The organism is Methanosarcina baltica, from assembly GCF_055394095.1.
The window spans coordinates 2,014,660-2,030,181 of record NZ_AP042463.1 but is presented as its reverse complement, the minus strand read 5'-3'; the positions used below and the strand labels follow the sequence as shown (position 1 = coordinate 2,030,181).

The 15,522-nt window shown below is 43.5% G+C and carries 16 protein-coding genes; 6 read left to right on the top strand and 10 right to left on the bottom strand.

All coding sequences use genetic code 11. The features are described 5' to 3' along the window. Positions 1-8: 8 nt before the first annotated feature. Positions 9-1,775: a S8 family peptidase gene (locus tag ACZ5QV_RS08770; protein WP_464599466.1), complete on the bottom strand. Its 1,767-nt coding sequence runs from the start codon at positions 1,773-1,775 to the stop codon at positions 9-11. 411 nt (positions 1,776-2,186) lie between these two features. Between ACZ5QV_RS08770 and npdG the strand changes: the two genes are divergently transcribed. After that, a complete protein-coding gene (gene npdG / locus ACZ5QV_RS08765) occupies positions 2,187-2,894 on the top strand; it encodes an NADPH-dependent F420 reductase (protein WP_464599465.1) in 708 nt (235 codons plus the stop codon). 591 nt (positions 2,895-3,485) lie between these two features. Here the strand turns inward: npdG and ACZ5QV_RS08760 are convergent. Continuing rightward, positions 3,486-3,917 (bottom strand): hypothetical protein, encoded by a 432-nt coding sequence (locus ACZ5QV_RS08760; protein WP_464599464.1) that lies wholly within the window; start codon positions 3,915-3,917, stop codon positions 3,486-3,488. Between the two features lie 211 nt (positions 3,918-4,128). On the opposite strand from ACZ5QV_RS08760, the gene ACZ5QV_RS08755 reads away from it, so the two are divergent. The 4 genes from ACZ5QV_RS08755 (at position 4,129) to hdrB (ending at position 8,398) form a co-directional block, all read left to right on the top strand. After that, on the top strand, positions 4,129-4,773 hold the full coding sequence (locus ACZ5QV_RS08755) for a hypothetical protein (RefSeq protein WP_464599463.1): 645 nt from the start codon (positions 4,129-4,131) through the stop codon (positions 4,771-4,773). A 327-nt stretch (positions 4,774-5,100) separates the two neighbouring features. Continuing rightward, complete coding sequence (locus ACZ5QV_RS08750; RefSeq protein WP_464599462.1) at positions 5,101-6,147, top strand: hypothetical protein; 1,047 nt, start codon at positions 5,101-5,103, stop codon at positions 6,145-6,147. An 839-nt stretch (positions 6,148-6,986) separates the two neighbouring features. After that, on the top strand, positions 6,987-7,478 hold the full coding sequence (gene hdrC, locus ACZ5QV_RS08745) for a CoB--CoM heterodisulfide reductase subunit C (RefSeq protein WP_464599461.1): 492 nt from the start codon (positions 6,987-6,989) through the stop codon (positions 7,476-7,478). A 17-nt stretch (positions 7,479-7,495) separates the two neighbouring features. Then, complete coding sequence (hdrB, locus tag ACZ5QV_RS08740; protein ID WP_464599460.1) at positions 7,496-8,398, top strand: CoB--CoM heterodisulfide reductase subunit B; 903 nt, start codon at positions 7,496-7,498, stop codon at positions 8,396-8,398. A gap of 170 nt (positions 8,399-8,568) precedes the next feature. Here the strand turns inward: hdrB and ACZ5QV_RS08735 are convergent, their stop codons facing one another. The 8 genes from ACZ5QV_RS08735 to ACZ5QV_RS08700 form a co-directional block, all read right to left on the bottom strand. Continuing rightward, positions 8,569-8,985, bottom strand: coding sequence for a DUF1284 domain-containing protein (locus ACZ5QV_RS08735; protein WP_464599459.1), 417 nt, complete (start codon positions 8,983-8,985; stop codon positions 8,569-8,571). Further along, entirely contained in the window at positions 8,960-9,556 is a 597-nt protein-coding gene (locus tag ACZ5QV_RS08730; RefSeq protein WP_464599458.1) for a DUF1847 domain-containing protein, read from the bottom strand. Before ACZ5QV_RS08730 ends, ACZ5QV_RS08735 begins: the two co-directional genes overlap by 26 nt. A gap of 215 nt (positions 9,557-9,771) precedes the next feature. Then, positions 9,772-10,464, bottom strand: a complete 693-nt coding sequence (locus ACZ5QV_RS08725; protein WP_464599457.1) for a DUF169 domain-containing protein — start codon at positions 10,462-10,464, stop codon at positions 9,772-9,774. A 178-nt stretch (positions 10,465-10,642) separates the two neighbouring features. Next, positions 10,643-11,566 carry an ATP-binding protein gene (locus tag ACZ5QV_RS08720; protein ID WP_464599456.1) on the bottom strand — a complete coding sequence of 308 codons (924 nt, stop codon included), beginning with the start codon at positions 11,564-11,566 and terminating at the stop codon, positions 10,643-10,645. After that, on the bottom strand, positions 11,563-12,513 hold the full coding sequence (locus ACZ5QV_RS08715; RefSeq protein WP_464599455.1) for an ATP-binding protein: 951 nt from the start codon (positions 12,511-12,513) through the stop codon (positions 11,563-11,565). The genes ACZ5QV_RS08720 and ACZ5QV_RS08715 overlap by 4 nt, the downstream gene beginning before the upstream one ends. Positions 12,514-12,597: 84 nt before the next feature. After that, positions 12,598-13,854 carry a cation diffusion facilitator family transporter gene (locus ACZ5QV_RS08710; protein WP_464599454.1) on the bottom strand — a complete coding sequence of 419 codons (1,257 nt, stop codon included), beginning with the start codon at positions 13,852-13,854 and terminating at the stop codon, positions 12,598-12,600. Between the two features lie 82 nt (positions 13,855-13,936). Beyond that, positions 13,937-14,302 (bottom strand): NifB/NifX family molybdenum-iron cluster-binding protein, encoded by a 366-nt coding sequence (locus tag ACZ5QV_RS08705; RefSeq protein ID WP_464599453.1) that lies wholly within the window; start codon positions 14,300-14,302, stop codon positions 13,937-13,939. A gap of 152 nt (positions 14,303-14,454) precedes the next feature. Then, entirely contained in the window at positions 14,455-14,883 is a 429-nt protein-coding gene (locus tag ACZ5QV_RS08700) for a NifB/NifX family molybdenum-iron cluster-binding protein (protein WP_464599452.1), read from the bottom strand. A gap of 167 nt (positions 14,884-15,050) precedes the next feature. Here ACZ5QV_RS08700 and ACZ5QV_RS08695 point away from each other — a divergent pair, with 167 nt between their 5' ends. Beyond that, positions 15,051-15,437 carry a DUF134 domain-containing protein gene (locus tag ACZ5QV_RS08695; protein ID WP_464599451.1) on the top strand — a complete coding sequence of 129 codons (387 nt, stop codon included), beginning with the start codon at positions 15,051-15,053 and terminating at the stop codon, positions 15,435-15,437. Positions 15,438-15,522: the final 85 nt, after the last annotated feature.

The following is a 15,522-nucleotide window of genomic DNA, read 5'->3' as shown; positions in this document are numbered from 1 at the left end:
AAAAACAGTTAATCGCACCCTCTCCAAATTTTCGTTACATTTTCCAGAGCCATACACGGGTCCCGGATCCTGGCTCCGGATGCACAAGAGGTTCCGTCAACTGCCCCCACCCTTTCTTCCCAAAAAACAGGAAGGTAAAGGAGGTTGAAAAGAGTGGGAATAATTTCTTTTTCCGCCCCCACATCCTCCACCTGTTTGGCCCCGCTCAGGTACATTTCCAAAGCATTCACTGAGCCGTGCCCGTATGTATAATCATATCCGGGTTCCCCGGGATCCAGGGCCGTGGAGTAAAGCATTTCCCGGATTTCAGGGGCCGTTTTTTCGGGATAGGCACTCCAGACCAGGGCCGCGATTCCCGCAACATAGGGAGCTGAAGCACTTGTGCCTGAAAGAATAAAACATTCTCCGTCCTTCCCCGTGACTTTCAGATTATTAGGGCCACTTATATCCGTTTTTTTCCGAAGCTCGTATTCAGGGAAATAGATGCTCACAGGCCCCCTGGAAGAGAAGGTTTCTATTTCCCTATCAGGGTTTCCGGAATCAATTGCTCCGACACAGATAACCCCTGGAACTGCGGGATGCCCGAAGACGGAGTCTTCCGCCACAAGGTTTACGGGTTTAACTCTGGCAGAGGCTTCCGGATACAGGAACAGTTCCAGAACTTTCGGGTCACCCGAATATTTCTTTACACTAACAAGCCCCTCAACATGCATGGGATCAGGAGTTGACCCTGACCCCGTATTTTCATATATAAGGTACTCTAAAGGAGTGTCGTCTCCGTCCTGGAAATTCTTACTGCATGCCAGTATATTTCCTGCGGAGTCCTTCAGGTAGAGGTCGTAATCGTTTCCTGAAGAGACCCAGGGGTCATTCCACTGAAGAACGATGATCACCGATCCACCTGGAGGGATATCCACATACAGGTTTTTAGATAAACTGTTTCCCTCACTGAAATCATGCCAGTTGTTTCCTTCATCAAAAAACAGGCCCTGATAATGGTGGTTTGCATCATTTCCTGCCGCACTTACATACAGGATGTCGTTATTTTCAATAACTTCCCGGACATGGGAAGCTACGATCCCGTCTTCAAAAAAAGGTTCATCGGGCCAGCCGATATCATCACATATAACCGTACACCCGGCACTGACAAGAGCGTCAACGGCCTCGTTAAATTCAAGGTGATTGCTCCCGGCTTTGTGGAAATACAGTTCAGCTTCCGGAGCAATGCCGTGCACAATCTCAAGCATCGCAGTACCTTCGTCCCCTGACCCTGCATCCAGGACACGCACATCAGGGGGCAACCCTTTGGAGGCCTGGACCTCAGGCAGCAGGGAAACCCCATCGGAAATAATCCCTATTTTGACCCCTGCCCCGGAAACTTTAAAGGAATTCAGGAGCTTTTCGGAAGGAAACGCTCCCTCCGGGACCTCCCCGACCTCCCTTACAAGAGGAGGCAACGCTTTCCGAACCAGCCAGACCTCCCGAAGAGAAGAAAATACCTCCAGAGAATCGGGCTTTGCCCGGCCCACAACTACATGATTCTTTTCGTCCCTTTCCACGACCTCCAGATAGGAATCCAGTACAGTGGTATCGAAATCAGGAGAAACATACACATAAACCGGCTCTTCTACCAGCTCAGAGTTTTTTTCTTCCAGAAATAAATTATAAGGAAACTCTGAAAATGAATCCCGGGACTCCTCCATCCCGATATCCCCCAAAAAGGCTTCACATGCAAGTAAAATAATTCCTGCGGAAACTAACGTCACCGCAACCATAGATAATGCTCTCGGGGTACTCCCCAGTCCCCCACCCCCCATTAATTATGCATTACATTTAAGATATGGATGGCTTTCGCCACCCAAACAATTGAAAATTAAGCTAAAAATGTCCCACATAAATAAATTATTTTTCATATTGGGGAGTATAGCGTATAAACTTATCTATAAATTTGATAGGACAAATAATATTTTTTGGGAAGTTTTTTTGTGAAGGAACTATCCCTCTCTACCACCTTCAGAATCAAGGAAAGGAACTTCTTTACTTATAGTATAAAAACTTTTTAAAAATAAAATAAGGAGGGATAAATAGGGAGAACTTAATATACTTTACCAAAAGAAATGGAGAAACTATATTAATTTCTCACTATAGCTTATAAATAAACATGGCAAACTCGGAGGCCAGTTTAGTTGAATTCGGAAAAGACAACAATAGCAGTACTTGGTGGAACCGGGAACATTGGAAAAGGGATGGTTCTCAGGCTTGCACTTCAAAACCTGATGGAAGATGGTGTTAAGAACGAAGTGGTTATAGGGTCAAGAACCCCGGAAACCGCAAAGGAAGCTGCAAACGAGGCCCTTGAAGAACTGGAAAACTACGGTTTTGACACTTCAGAAATAAAGATAACAGGAGAAAGCAACACCGAAGCCGCAAAAAAAGCCGACCTCCTCATTCTGACAATCCGCTTTGGTCATGTACCTTCCCTGCTTGAAAGCATCCGGGAAGATCTCGAAAATAAGATCCTTATAAGCCCGGTTGTCCCGATGGTAAAAGCGGGTCCCGTTTTTGAATACCAACCCCCGGAAGAAGGATCCGCAGCCAAAGCAATCCAGGCAAGAGTTCCGGAATCCACAAAAGTCGTCGCAGCATTCCATAATGTCGCAGCCAGAAAACTGCAGGACGTTGTCAAGTGCAAAGCAGTGCATGACTCTATTATCTGCAGCGACGACGAAGAAGCCAAAAAAGTGGTCATGAAATTAACAGAAAACATGGGCTGTCTCAAACCTCTGGACGGCGGACCCTTAAGTAACGCAAATACCGTGGAAGCGTTAACCCCTCTGTTGATCAATATCGCAAAACTTAACGGCCTGAAAGACCTGGGAATAAATTTCTCCTGAAGTCTTTCTCTTTTTTTTCTGGCAATTTTTCAACTTCTTTTTTGATAAATTCTCAAGTCCTTTTCTGGCAAGCTCTTTTTCTGATCGAAATTGAGGTACAGATTACTTTTTTTTGATTCTATAATATAAATATAGAATGCAGATTATTAAAATAATAAAGATTACAAGATATATTATAGGCACTCCATAAATCATTACAGCACTGGATCTTATAGCCATGATTTTTTTATATGGCGGTAACATTTAAATATTTTTTTTAAGCATTGCATGACATGATCTGGTACAGTTTCCTAACATCTTCTTTTCTTTCTCATCCCTTTTTTTGATGTCTCCATATAAAGAGCCGCCGCAATAGTTCAATTCTTCGGAGTTCCACCCCTTAACCCTTGAGCTTCGAGACCCAGCCGGACCAGGCCGAGTAGTTTATGGAAAAACTCAGAAACTCAGGACATCTCTTCTTCATATACCTTCTTCTTTTTTGTTTTTGATGGGCGAGTGTATTGGAAGAAGTGAATTTACTGGAAAAACACACATGATATTCCCGAATTACAGGCAAAAAAATGAAAGTACACATTGGACTTTCATGCCAAATTACTCTACTTTTTTTATTAACTCATTTATCTTCTGAATTAGGTTCTCGATGCTTCCTAATATTAAATTTTCTTGTTCATTCAATATTTCCCCCATTCCCAAATGTAAAGAATTTATTGTTTCATTGTAATCTATGAGAAGTCTAATGAAGTCGATCATCACATCGTACAAATCATTGTCCAACTTATATTGGTACTTTATCAGAAAATGTGACAAGTTTTCAATGTCCGAGGGCAAATAAACTTTTAATTTTAAGTATTTGATACAGCCATACTCCTTACATAAATCCATGTGGAGAGGGATGTTGTTTAGTCCAATTTTAAGGGATAGTAATATTTCATGGACAAGTTCCTTTTCATTTTTTCTTTTATTGAACCAAACGACCATAGCTTCTGCAGCTTTACCGATTATATAATCTTCTCCTGCAACCATATAATTTGCTCCTTCTCGTCATTTGCCAAGATATACTCTTGATTTTATTTATAAAGTATCAATGTTTGAATCTATATATTTTTTATGCTGGGTTGATAGAAAAAGCAAAATTGTTTTTAAAATCAGATTTATATTTGATGATTTGTTTGCACTAATTGTTAATTTTTTGAGTGATTAATGTAACAATTACTAATTTATAGAGGTGATTTTAATGAATGAGCTTATATTTAGGATTATTAACCTTGATACTTCTTCTTTAACTTTGATATTTTCAGGAATAGTGGCGGTATCAACTATATTTTATGCATTATTAACATGCATATTAGTTTTTGAAACAAATAAAATGAGGAAAGTTCAGACCGAACCCAACGTTTCTGTATTTATTCAGCCGAAAGAAGAATTTAATTATATTATAGATATGTTCATACAAAACATAGGTTTGGGGCCTGCTCGTGATATAATATTTGAAGTACAACCGGATTTTGAATATATAAGTGGCCAATTTTTATCTGAAGTAACACTTATTAAAAATGGAATTAATTATCTTGCTCCCAACCAAAAAATACGAATTTTTTCAACCAGTTTGTTAGAAGATTTAGCTCTTAAAACAAAGGAGCCCATCAATATTGAAATTGTATACACAAACAGTGTAGGCAATAATTATAAATCTATATATCAAATTAATTTTTCCGAAATGGTAGGTCTTAGCCAAATAGGTGCACAATCAACACCTTTGTTCCGTTTAGCAAAATCTATTAAGGAAATTCAGTCAGATCTCAAAGAAATTTCCATAGGCTTGAAACAATTTACAGAATATTCAATAAACAACAAAGAAGAAATTAATGAAAATAAATAGCAATTGTGATGGCCATTAAAATTTTTGTGTCTCTTTTTTGCAAAAATCTAAAGGTTTCAAAATTCCTGAGATTTTGGACACCCACGTCTAAAATCTCCCTGGGTATTTTTACGGAACTCATAAGAAAGCAAAACGTTATTGTTTTAAGGTAATTGAAGCCCGGCCCCGGCTTCTAAGAAAGAGGTTAAGCGGTCAGATCCTGCGCCCTCGGTAAGGTTCCGGCGAGCTACTGAACTTTTTATACAGGGTTAACTTTTGATATGCCAAAGAAAAAAATATTTCAAGAATGTCAACAGAGTTATATTTAATTGAATGTTTATTCATTTTATGCAATTTAAAAAATATCAAGATTTATCGAAGGCAATCATAAGTATAGAAAATGAAGTATTTGTTCTGTATATATATAATAACGAAGTATTAACTTACAATCTGCAACCAAATATAAGCTATAATGTATATTATGATCTAAATCAAATGTTTTTAAGACATAAATATCATGTATTAAGATTTTTATACCATGCAAAGCGGTTTATTTCTATATTAAATGAATTCGAAACACCCACTGATATTAATGATGAAAATGAATATTTAATTCCTTTTAATAATGACTCAATTTTTTATGAATTTGACTCTTTCATTGAAACAGCAGCATCCTTATTTGAAGCACCTTTTAAAAATGAGGCATTAAAATATTTTAGTAAAAAACAAAAAGATGAATTTAACTCAATTTTTCCAAAATCTCAAGATCCAGATTGCCTTTATTGGGAAATTTATTGGAGGTTAAAAATAATCAGGAACAGAGTAGTTCACCCAGATAATCCATTCTATTTTAAAGGGGGGAGAATATCTGAATCTTCATCCAAAGGGGGAAATATCGCTAAAGTAAAAGATGGTAAAATTGTGGAAATAAAAGCAAATCTAATTGATATCTCAAATAATCCAAAATATATAGAGATCTTAAAAAAAGATGTCATTGATAAAAATAAAAATGTTAAAAAGGAATTTGAAGAAAATACTAAGAAATTTGACACCCCGCATAATTCTAAACCACAATTAACTGGTTTTGAAGAAGCAATATTTAAAAATCAATTTAATATGACTAAAAGAGAACAAAAAGAGGCCCCTCTATTAATACATGGATCAATGAATTTACTTGAAAGTTTTTCCAGTATATTAGATAGTTTGATTTCTTATGTGCATAAATTAAATCAGATTTATCTAAATCAATTTGCAGAAGAATTGGGAAATTTATTTAAAAATATAATGATTCCTATCGACGAAGACGGGTTATTCAGAGGTTCATATAGTTATGTTAAAAACTTAGATACTGATATGGATTATATTTCCATTGAAGATATGTTTCAAATTAGATAATTTTATGTGAATGTTTTATTTCAGATAGAAGTCAAATGTAATACCAGGTTTCGGAATGCTCAGTATTTTGAACACTCCCGTCTAAAATCACTTTGGGTATTTTACCGGAATTCATAAGCAATCAAAACATTATCGTTTTGTCCTAATTGAAGCCTAAAAGAGGGCCGTCACCGGTAGAACTCAGGCGGGCAACTTAACTTTTTATGCAGTTTTTTGAGAAAATATTATTGTTTTATAATAAACAATAACATTTTGTTTACAGTATAAAACAAACTCCTGACGGCTGAACCTATTTTTCCGGACTGTGAGTAGTCTCTTGTATTAGTTCCTCATTTGTGTAAAAACCGAAGGAATTTAAATAACTGTAAACAGATGAACCGGAGTTACTAAGATTTTAATATATAAAGGCCTGTGAATATGATTATCCAAAGACTAACAAAAAATTAATTAAGTTTATCTATATCAAACTTGCATTTACAAATATTCAGACGGCCTTTTATCCCATCACACAAAAAACACATATATTATATAAAATAAAAGGTAAATAATAAAAGACGAATAACAGCGTAAAGCAATTTAGTGTATATTAAATACCAGAAACATCATACAAATATATAAATCAAATAGAATTCTTCCCCTTAAAAAGAAAATATAAGGCCTTAAAATGCTTTAATTTTGTAAAAAATCAATATGGGCCTGAAAATAGAATTTAAAGCTTATTGTAGGGTATAAATGCCCATAATCAGGCATGAAATATTCTAAAAATAATCATTGCCCGATCAATCTTTAATTTTCAAAAACGGCCGATCCTTAAAGGAAATTTTAACCGGTGAACCCGTATGAGTGAAGAAATATTAGACGTGTTAAAAGCTGCAGGGCTGGATATATTTGCCTGTATGCAATGTGGCACATGCACCGGGAGCTGCCCGTCCGGGAGGCATACCAGCCTCAATGTCCGGAGAATCCTCAGGGATGCTCGAAAGAACAGGGAAGCCGTCCTGTCTGATGATAGTCTGTGGTTCTGCACCACCTGCTATACCTGTCAGGAACGCTGCCCAAGGCAAATCCCAATTACCGATGCACTGCTTGAAATCAGACGACTTGCCGTAAGGAAAGGCTTCATGCTGCCCGAGCACAGGAAGGTCTCGGAGCTTGTCATGAAATGCGGACACGCAGTCCCCCTCAACGAGGAAACAAAGAAGAAAAGAGAGGAACTGGGCCTTGACCCCCTGACCGAAACGGTCCAGAAATATCCCGAAGCCCTCAGGGACGTTCAGACCCTTCTTCGGGCCTGTAAATTCGATGAGCTGCTGAAGATTCCTGAAAAATAAAGAAGGGGGGCCCTATCATGACAAAACTATCACTATTTCTTGGCTGTATTGTCCCGAACCGCTACCCTGGAATCGAAAAGGCCACCAAAATCTGCCTGGACAGGCTCGGCTTTGACGTGGCGGAACTTTCCGGTGCGTCCTGTTGCCCGGCTCCCGGGGTCTTCAAGTCGTTTGACAAAGCAAGCTGGCTGGCCCTTGCGGCCCGAAACGTCGTGCTTTCCGAAAAGATGGATAGAGACGTGCTTACCATTTGCAATGGCTGTTATGCCTCCCTTGCGGACGCAAACCTGGAACTGAAAGGCAACCCGGAACTGAAAAAGGAAACGAACGAATACCTCAAAGAAATCGGGCTGGAGTTTAAGGGTAGCTCGGAAGTCAGGCATATTATAGAACTGCTCTACAAAGAACCAGGACCTGAAGCCCTCAAAGCCCTGGTCACGACTCCTCTTGACCTTAAGGTAGCCCTCCACTACGGTTGCCACCTGATCAAACCTTCCAGAGAACGGAATCTCGGAAATTCGGAAAACCCGGTCTTCTTTGACGAACTGGTGGAAGCAACCGGCGCAAAAAGCGTGGACTACACCGATAAAATGATGTGCTGTGGAGCAGGCGGAGGGGTTCGTTCAGGGCATGTCCGGGAATCCCTGGAGATGCTCGAACACAAACTCGCCTGCATCCGGGAAGCGAATGTGGACTGCATAGTCAACGCCTGTCCTTTCTGCCACCTCCAGTTTGACCGGGGGCAGCTTGCCGTAAACGAGGAATTCGGGACCGATTACTCAATCCCCGTGCTTCACTACTCCCAGCTCCTCGCCCTGGCCCTCGGGGCCTCCCCGGACGAACTGGGTATAGAACAAAATGCGGTCCAGAACATGGAATTCCTGGCAAAGGTCTATGAAATCAGTGCCGGTTTAAGGTAAACAGTTCGATAGCCAAAAAATTTCAATATCCGAAAAATTTCAATATCCGAAAAACTCAATAACAGAAAGAAAGTTTGGCCCGGCCCGGGCTGGAGAACAAGCTCAGGTCCGGAGCATATTTATTTTTTTCAATCAAATACCTGTTTTCTGGCCCCGGATTTTCAGCATTTTCAGCTATCTTTTTGAAGGTACCAGAGGCATTTAGATCTCCACCCACAGTTTCCGCAGACAGCTTCGATATCGGAAGCGTTCCTGAATGTTGTGTGGACAAGCCCGAAAAGTTCCCCTGCCTCCAGGACCGCCCCGTCCCCAAAGCCCAGTTTCTCCAGCACGAAGAGGTCCATATCCCTGATCCGGCCGGCCTTTTTGGAATCCTGCTGAACACACGCTGGTCTATTGGGACAACAGGCACAGATAACGTCACATTCGGAAACAAGCTTCAGTTTCAGAAAAAGATCCCGGTTCAGAGCAGATACGATCTCCCGCATATTGGACACAAAATCCGGGCTGTAGCCGTAGCCCTGAAAACCCTGAATGCAGAGGAGGTGGTGAGCCCTGATATTAAACCCATTTTTTTTTGATTGCATGTTGTTTCCGGAATGCCGGATTTTTCAGGACTGTATTTTCTCCCACAGGACTGGCCCGGACCTCTTTTAAGGAGAGCAATTCCCCCACCGGGAGGCTTACTGCAGGTGCATCCGACTTTTCGGAAAAAATGATTTCATTTATTGCATCCAGCCCAAGCATGAGGTTCAGCTCGGCCCCGTCCTCATTAAGGAGGAGAGCCTGACCTCGAGGATTGCAAGCGGCCTCAAATTCTGAAGTTCCGTTTGTCGGGATTCCAAACTGCTCTTTTTCAAAACCGCAGACCTTGCAGCAGACCGAAAAGACCTCAAAATACCTGGAAAGGAGGTCATAGGCAAGGCGGCCCTCTATTTCACACTCGATGGAAAAAGCGATTCCTATCTTACTATATTCCATTCTTTTTGCATAAATTATAATTTCTTCAAGTTTTGTTTTTCTCTCGGTTCCGACCTGAAAAAGGGAAGAAGCCTGAAGGGCCCTTTTTTCCTTCTCACTGTATTCAAGCTCCGATTTTATAATGGAGCAGTTCTTGCCCCGCAGACATTCCTTATTTCTGCATAATGCACATTGCATTTTTCTCCCCATATTTTTTAGAATGGAAACATAACTTTAGTATTATTTTATAACGAAACTTGGAAGTATTAAACGTTTCCATAACCTTAAGGTCATAATAAAATTAAAAAAGTCTGAAGTGAGGAAAGATGTGGAAAAAGGAGTATGGAGAAAAATAAGTGGAAAAAGAGTATGGAAAAAAAAGTGAAAAAATGAAAAATTGAAAGAAATTGTTTTTATCTTGCCTTTGCCATGGGTCCGGCGTGGATCTTTTCAAGGGCTGTGACGATACTCTCAAGCCTACCGAAGGGAATTCCCATAAGCATTTCATCTTTTTCAATGTCGGTGGACCTTCTGCAGCCGTAGCAGCCAAGGGACAGGTTAATTTCTCCTGTAAGGATCGGAATGATCGTGGAGTCGGCGCAGGTGGCCTGGAAAGCCGCGGAACTGAAGTTTACCCTGCCGCCCCCATAGTAGGTGCTTGCCGGGATGATCCAGTAAACGGTCTCTGGCCGGTCTACAAGGATCACGACATCGGGTTCGAATTTTGCGTCCTTCAGGGGGCTGACAAGGGTTGCGATCCTGCTTTCTGGTTCGAAGGCCGGGCGTTTTGCAATCATTTCGGCGGCTGCTTCCGCATTGTCAAACATCTTGAGGTTGGCGTGGAATTCCCCGGAAGTAACTTTCGGGGGAGTGGGAATCAGCCCAAGGCTTGACCCGCCCACCACACAGGCGTGTTTCGCAGCCGGAATTACTAAAGATTCCCCTTTCCTGGCCCTCATTATCGACTGGCAGTGCCTGATGTTCTTTTCAGGTTCGGAATAGCCCTCGGGAATCGCTTCTCCTTTCTTGAGCACTTTCACCGCAACGGGTTCGTATTTGAGGTCCAGGTACTCAACCAGTTTCTCTGATATTTCAGCATAGTCCATCTTGCTTCCTCGCGAATTTTGTATTTTGTTTAATTTGAACTTCTTTGAATATTATGGTTTCTTTGAATCAGGATTTCCGAATTATCCGAATATTATGTTTTTTAGTGAATTGTTACTACAATTGATAATCATCTATTCTATTATGTAACTTTCGAACTTCTCCAATCTTAACCCGGATTTAAAATTTTTTCATGTCCAGAACTTTTTTCGGGGTTTCCGTTTTAGGCCCGATTTCCAGCAAGCGGAGCAACATCCCCCAGACAAGCCTCAGCTTCTCGGCAAGTATGTTATCTTTGGCATATTCGATCACAGTTTCTTCCCAGATCATTGCCCTTGTGGCAACGTCATCATATGGAAGCCTGCCAAGCACCGGAATGTCCTCACCCTCGCAGAAATCCTCGATAAGCCGGGTGTTTTCCTCGTTTATATCGTATTTGTTAATACAAACCGCTGCCTGAATCCTGAAATGTTTGGCAAGCTCAATTACCCGCTTCAGGTCATGGAGGCCCGAGAGCGTGGGTTCGCTGACCACAAGGACAAGATCCGTGCCCGTAATCGCGGCGATTACCGGACAACCCGTACCGGGTGGACCGTCAATTATGATCAGTTCTCTACCATGCTTTTCAGCAAGGCTTTTCGCGTTTTCCCGGACTTCACTTACCAGTTTCCCGCTTGCTTCTTCCCCTATGCCAAGCCTTGCGTGCGCCATGGGCCCGAAACGGGTCTCGGAGAAGAAGGCCTGTCCTGAAACCCTTGTCTGCATGGAAACAGCCCCTTCGGGGCAGACAAGGGTGCAGACCGCACAGCCCTCACAACTTAAAGGATCGATTTTAAAAGATCCCGAAACTTCCGTAATAGCCCCGTAACGGCAATGGTCCCTGCATTTTCCGCATTCGATACAGAGTTCTTTGTCAATTGCCGCGACATCCAGCCCGCAGAAGTCTTCGGTTTTCAGGACCTCGGGCTTCAGGATCAGGTGCATATCAGCCGCGTCCACATCACAGTCCGCAAAGACGGCGTTTTTCGCAAGAGAGGCAAAAGCCGCGGTAAGCGTGGTCTTTCCCGTCCCTCCTTTTCCACTGATAATGGTAAGCTGTTTCATGCCATAGCCCCCATACCCACCTGAGTCTTTATCGTTTCAAACATTTCCCGGAACCTCTCCTTCCACTCCGGCATTTCCTCAACAAAGGGAATGCCTTCGGAATAGAGCTTTGCGATTTTACGGTCGTTTGGAATCTTGAGGAGCACAGGGATTCCTTCGGCCAGACAGTACTTTTCTACCCTTGCGTCCCCGAGTCCGTGGCGGTTGATGACCACCCCGAATGGGACTTTCATCTGCCTCACAACGTCTATCGCAAGCTTCAGGTCATGGAAACCAAAAGGCGTGGACTCGGTCACCAGGATACAGTAGTCCATGTTTTCCACGGACGCGATGACCGGACAGGCGGTCCCCGGTGGAGAGTCTATTATTGCAGTTTTCGCCTCATCGATGTGGGCCTGGAGGGCTTTTATAATCGAGGGTGCCATTACCTCGCCTATGTCCAGAAGTCCCCTGTAAAACTCGATATCGAGAGTCTCACAGCCTTCTCCACCCTCAAATACCCTGCCGGCATCTCCGGCATCTTCTATCCCACCGGTTTCTTCGGATATGGTTTTATCAGACACAACTTTCCCTAAAACCGCTTTTTCAATAACCCCGATCCTTCGAGGCTCTTCCCGGACTGCCCCTTCAGGACAGATCAAAGTGCAACCCCCGCAGCCGTGGCAGAGGGAAGGGAAAACCATCACTTTAGAAGGCAGAGCAGCAAGGGCATTGTAGCGGCAGAACTCCGAACACTGTCCGCAAAGGGAACATTTTTCAGAATCGATTACCGGAACCAGACAATTTACATCTTCAAGGAATTCCGGCTCACAGTCCAGGAAAATGGAACAATTAGGCTCTTCCACATCACAATCAAAAAGCTGTACATCGGAGAGCGCAAGGGCAAGGTTTACGGAAAGCGTTGTCTTCCCGGTTCCCCCTTTCCCGCTCGCAATTGCAATTTTCATACAAGTCAACTCATAAAAATTTAATATCAGGATGGTTTAATTATTCCGTAGGCCTCGTAATGTTATTCTGTAGGCTTCGTAATATTATTCCGTAGGCCCCGTAATTTCTTCCAGTTCCAAAACTTTTCCAAGTATGTCCTCGGCTGTTCTGGCCTCATCCGGAATCCGGAAAATCCTGACGAAATTGTCTCTGAGCATGTGGAAGGGACCTTCACCCACGTCCTGCACGACAAGAACATTGGCCCTTTCACTTACCAGGAAATCCACAGCCTTTACTCCTCGTTTCCGGTCAAGATCCTGAGAAGGGTTTTCAAGAATTTCCCATTCCCGGACCCGTCCGGCTTCAAGGACAGCAAAGAAAAAATAAGGCGCCCTTCCAAGATGACCCGAAAGCCGTGTCTGGAGCCCGGAATTATCAAGGACCGGCACTGATAGCTTGAAAGACAGCCTTTTCCCGGGCCTTGCATCTATTACCAGGTGTTCGAGATTTTTGACTTCTTTCTTCACAGCAGCTTTTATCTTCGGGGTAAGGAGCTCAACCTTTTTCAAGTCGGCTTCCCCATCGATTTCCACCGTAGCCTCCCCGAAGACCACAAGCCCTGATTTCCGGAGTTTCAGGTCTTCTAGCTTCAGAATTCCGGGAATGGCCCGGATATTTTTCCGGATTCTTTCGGCGGACTCCTCGTCCAGCCAGGCATCCATAAGGGTAAGCACTGCATCCTTTGCGCATTCGATTCCCAGTTTGAAAATCAGGGCGGAAATAACAATAACCCCGAAAGAATCAAGTTCCGAAACTCCCAGCCAGGAACCCAGGACGGCCACGACCACCACAAGGGACGCAAAAACGTCCGTATAGGAATGCCTGGCGTCCGCAAGCAGGGCCTGGGAATTGATATCTGTGCCCACCTTTTTTTTGTAAACGGAAAGGGCGTAGACCGAAAGCGCCGAAAAAACAGCCGTTGCGAGGGTTAGGCCCTGAAACTCAATCCCCGTAGAGGAGGAGGCACCCGCCACTTCAGCTTTTATGCCTGCAAAACCCATTTTCAGGATTTCAAAACCTGAGAAGAGGATTAAGAGAGAAACGAAGAGAGCTACAAGGTTTTCAGCTTTGTAGTAACCGTAAGGAAATTTGCCCCCGCTGCTTTTCAGGCTGACCTTCAGCCCGACCCAGACCGCTAGAGAGGTGAAAATGTCCAGCCCTGTGTGGACGGCGTCCGCAAGCAGCGCTGAACTTCCGGAGTAGAACCCGACTACCCCTTTAAGGAAGGCTAGAAGGGCAAGCGCCAGGGTAGCATTCCTGGATGCTTCAACTCCGGTTTTCAGGTTTTCCTCTATAGTCATCTGGGGGTCCTTTTTTTGTATCCGCTGGGGGCTTATTCAGAGGAGGAAATTTTTCATCGTAATTTTAGTGGAGAGAAACGGCTCAGTGCTGGTGTCCGTGGTCGGCACAGGAGTTGTCAGCCGTTGCTTTCTGGAGCTTTCCGGCTTCCCAGTCAGCAAAGGCTTCCCTGGCCGTACCCCCGATTCCCACAAAAACCTCGATCCCGAAGTTTTCAAACATCTGTACTGCCTTGAACCCAAGGCCTGCACAGAGCATGATGGAAATCCCGTTCTGGTGGAGATATTCAGGAGGCAGACCGACTCCTCCAAGGTGCTCGCTGGTGTTTGGGATTACAGAAACTTCCTTGCTTTCGGTGTCCAGGATAGTGTAAGTAGGGGCTTTTCCGAAGTGCTGTTCAACCAGCCCATCAAGGCCGTTTTCATCTTTTGTAGGAACACATACTTTCATTCAAATCACCTTAAATTTCAACATTTTATAATAACTTTTTAATAGGTTTATTTATAATCTAATAATATTTAATAGTAAAGAATGTAAACCATTCGGAATATATAAGGAGTTTAGCTCAGCCCCGCAACCGGGGAGAGGGTCTCCGGGATGTCTTACTTTCCACGACCCTGCCCACGACCCTGTCCTCTTCCGGCACTCTGTCCGGCACTCTGTCCGGCACCCATACCGGCATGAGGTGCTGAATTCGGGCTGCTGATAGCCTGGAGTTTGCCTTCCTCATACTGTTTTATAGCATTAGAGACGCTGCCGGAAGACCCGATTTTCACATCAATTCCGGCCTCAGAGAGAACGGCAAAAGCGTTTGGTCCTACACCACCCGTAAGCAGGATATCAATACCTGCTTTTGCGACAGTCTGCGCGGCCTGGATTCCTGCCCCACCGGAAGCACCTGCACTTCTATTCTCAATAGACTCAATCGCACCGGACTCAGAGTCCAGGATTACGAAGTAGCCGCACCTTCCAAAACGTGGGTCAACTTCAGAATCCGGCCCTGCTCCCGTGGATGTTACACAGATTTTCATTTGATAATCACCAGTTATAATTTCAAGGTAAGTAAAGAAGTGAATTTTAAAGAATCCTGAATATTAAAGTATGCCATTTCACACATTTGCGCGAAAATATAAATAGTTTTCTACTAAAAAGGAGGAATGTTTATATATTTACTCTACAATGTACATAAGTAATTACCATGAAGAAATGCAGGGGAAGACCAAAATGCCCGAGACGTGTGGAGTTCACGCCTGACATCACGTACTTTAAGCCCAGGGGAATGCCCCTCTCGGACCTGGAAGTAGTGTCCCTTACCATCGAAGAGCTGGAAACTATCCGACTTGTAGACCTTGAAGGCCTGCGGCAGGAAGACGCCGCAGTCCGGATGGGGATCTCAAGAAGAGCCTTCTGGGAAGACCTAAAGGCTGCCCGTATGAAGATCGCTCTGGCCCTGAGCACAGGAAAAGCTATAGAGATTAAGGGCGGCAACTATATCCATACCGAAAATACAGAGGATATCGGAGCCACTGGGTGTCCCGGAAAGCCTCGTTTCCGTAAGAATGGGGCCGGCTCTGAAGAGGCTTGAAGAAACCCGGACCCATAAACTTCAAAAAAAAACGATGGGCCCGAAAAGTAGAAACTCCCGGACTGGAGACTTCAGACCGGACTGC